Annotated in this window: 2 protein-coding genes; both read right to left on the bottom strand. The window is 34.0% G+C overall.

Translation table 11 applies throughout. The annotated features are described in order from the left end of the window. Window positions 1–276: 276 nt before the first annotated feature. The gene (locus tag AC1DTM_RS28070; RefSeq protein ID WP_002110497.1) at window positions 277–699 is read right to left on the bottom strand and encodes a VOC family protein; all 423 of its coding nucleotides are present in this window, start codon (window positions 697–699) and stop codon (window positions 277–279) included. Between the two features lie 184 nt (window positions 700–883). Next, the coding region (locus AC1DTM_RS28065; RefSeq protein WP_477001438.1) for an antibiotic biosynthesis monooxygenase family protein at window positions 884–1,063 on the bottom strand (180 nt) is incomplete at its 5' end.

Raw genomic sequence — 1,063 nt, 5'->3', positions numbered from 1 at the left:
ATCATCAACACATAGATTCAAATGATTCAACCTCATTCACCCATCTCCTTTTAAACAGGGGTTATACAGAAGTATATTGACCCATATTGATAACACTTGAATGTTTAAGGGAAGGTATTCAAGTGTTCATTTTTTAATATTCTAATACTTTCTTCTATCGTCTAGAACGTTTTTTTAATGCAACATTTGGAATGCAGTAAATGAAATTATATGAACGATTCGACACGGAATCTCGATTTACCGATAAAGATTGACAATCGTAGTAATCTACTTATTCTACTTAATTCTTTGTGCAATTGGGTGATCATCTTTTAGTTGCAGCAGGTCCCATAAATTCCCGTATAAATCCTTAAACACTGCAACAATTCCATATGATTGCTCTTTCGGTTCTCTCACAAATTCTATTCCTCTTGAAATCATTTCATTATAATCTCTCCAAAAATCGTCAGTATTTAAGAAAAGAAAAACTCTACCGCCTGATTGGTTACCAATAAAAGGATCTTGTTCAGGTTTAGATGCCCTAGCTAGTAATATTGTGGTACCGACTGAACCTGGAGGGGATACCACTACCCAACGTTTGTTTTCTTCTGGCTGATAAATATCTTCAACTAATGTGAAATTTAGTTTCCTTGTATAAAACTCTATTGCCTCATCATAGTCTTTTACTACTAATGCAATATGAACTATCGATTGAACCATTACTGTCCCTCCTAATCTTACTCACTAATCGAGTTTATATTATAACATTTCTAATTTTAACCTGTCCGTTAATTCTTCTTACATCACATACGAATCATTCTCTTTATTCAATGTTAATAACCATCTATCAGTAAACAGATAGATGGTTATATATTTGAAAAATTATAATTAAACAAATGTATTATTACGACTGTTGATAAGCCGATTTCGATGATTTCACATAATAAACCCCATGCTCAACCTTAATGATATGATCTGGTTTTGGTTTACCGCGGCCCGCTCTATGTCCCGCTAAATGTTCTTCGCTCGTCTCCCAGTTTTTCCATGCTTCTTCAGATTCCCAGCGAATCATAACTACTACTTC

Source organism: Bacillus sp. P4_D3, from assembly GCF_056401855.1.
This window is presented reverse-complemented; position numbering and strand designations above follow the sequence as displayed.

What these genes read in the sequence shown, in the direction of transcription:
- AC1DTM_RS28070 (WP_002110497.1), bottom strand. Translation starts at nt 699, where the DNA reads ATGGTTCAATCGATAGTTCATATTGCATTAGTAGTAAAAGACTATGAT.